Below are 1,631 nucleotides of genomic sequence, written 5' to 3' on the forward strand. Positions count from 1 at the left end.
GGATATAATTTTTATGAATATGCAATCACAAACGACCGATATTTTCGAAGCTATGAAAAACAGGGCAATGTGTTTAATCATGACTATACTAATGTGGTATGGCAGGACATTTTGCCGGAAGCGCCGGAATCCTGGAAAGATATAAGAATTAATCCCGCCCTTCTCAACTACATGCTTACCACCAACTTCTACGATGAGGACCATATAACAGTAGGACAAACCGATACTGGCCTTAACTTGCTTAAGCTGTTCAAGATTCCGGAAGGCAGTACTGATTATTCGGAGATCTTCCGGAAGGCCTGGGTCTTAACCACACCCGACACGGGCAGTGCCCACATCCGCTTACGATACAACGACACCAACTGGAACACGATAAGGATTCCTGCCATTCCCACAATTAAGTGCATCATGACCGCTGAGGCCGACAAGAAAGCCATAGAAACAGGCAAGACGGAAAGCGTGACCGTCAAAATAGATACCAGCCACAGCTACTGGGTGATGGCTGACCAGGAAAGCAAGAACATTTCGGTGCGTAGGTATTGGGCCGGAACAAGTCCCGACAAGGTTGAGAGCGAAATTGTAACCACTCAGGGCAATGTCTGCTATATCACCCTACATAACGTTTCCCCCAATACCATGATCTACGTCTGGAGCAGCGTGACCAGTCATGAGATAGAAACCCTCGGGTTCAACGGTACCGATGAAGCTGTGGCAACCCTCTTTGTTGGCGAAATCTCTTCCTCGGGTGCAATGGTTTCCGGTAACAGGGGAAGGGACGAGCAATTTACCAGTCCGGAGACCCAGGTCATCATCAAGGCCGACCCAAGGGGCAACGAGCGCTTTGATGTATCCCAGGGCATTCCTTCCGGGGAGCCTCTTTATGTCAACATTCTCGCCAGCGAATACCTGTACCGTCTGGGTGTTCGCCAGGTAACGGGTTCGGTTACTGATACCGTGACGGTCTACCATCCGGATCAGGGAGGTAACATCGTCGCGTCCCAGGAAAGTTTCACAAGGTCATACAGCTACTATGAGATCACATCCCTTGAGGTCTATGCCATAAAGAGCGCGACGTTGGTAAACGGCGCCCTGCCCGGCGGGAAAATCACCTTTACGCCATCCGCCGCATATAAACGGCCAAATGTGGAGTTCGTGGATATTGCAGACCATGTGTCAACCGGCAGTTCTTCCTATGCCACAACATATGACACAACACCGGAAGGAATACGGGCGGCTGCTGCAAGCAGCCTGCCGACCTTGACCGTGAAAAATGATACCCTCAGGATCAACGGCAAGGTGATCATGAGCGAGCACGGATTTTATCCGGAAAGGCTGAAGCCGGAGCTGACAAACTCCAATGCCCTGTTCCAGAGTGGGCTGAAGATACCGCCCGAAGTGTTGAACCAGACCTATGCCACCACTGGTACCATAACCTATGAGCGCGTCTATTCCGTTAACCCCAGGGGTGCACAGGAGATGACTTTCCCGCTTGAGGGCAATCCGGTGTCTGTCCATACCCCGGTCTATATCGATATGTCCATATCCGATGAGGATGCATACAACCAAAAGCCGAATCCCAATGAGGAAATCAGCGGCCTGGTCCTGGCAAGACCCTTTACGGTTTCCCTGTC

At 50.8% G+C, this 1,631-nt stretch carries 1 protein-coding gene; it reads left to right on the forward strand.

Annotation, left to right across the window (positions count from 1 at the left end):
- Positions 1-111 precede the first annotated feature (111 nt).
- On the forward strand, positions 112-1,631 hold a 1,520-nt coding region (locus F3H12_RS13045), incomplete at its 3' end, for a DUF5704 domain-containing protein (RefSeq protein WP_243133300.1).

This window comes from Thermoclostridium caenicola (genome assembly GCF_900142095.1).
GTDB lineage: Bacteria > Bacillota > Clostridia > DSM-8532 > DSM-8532 > Thermoclostridium_A > Thermoclostridium_A caenicola.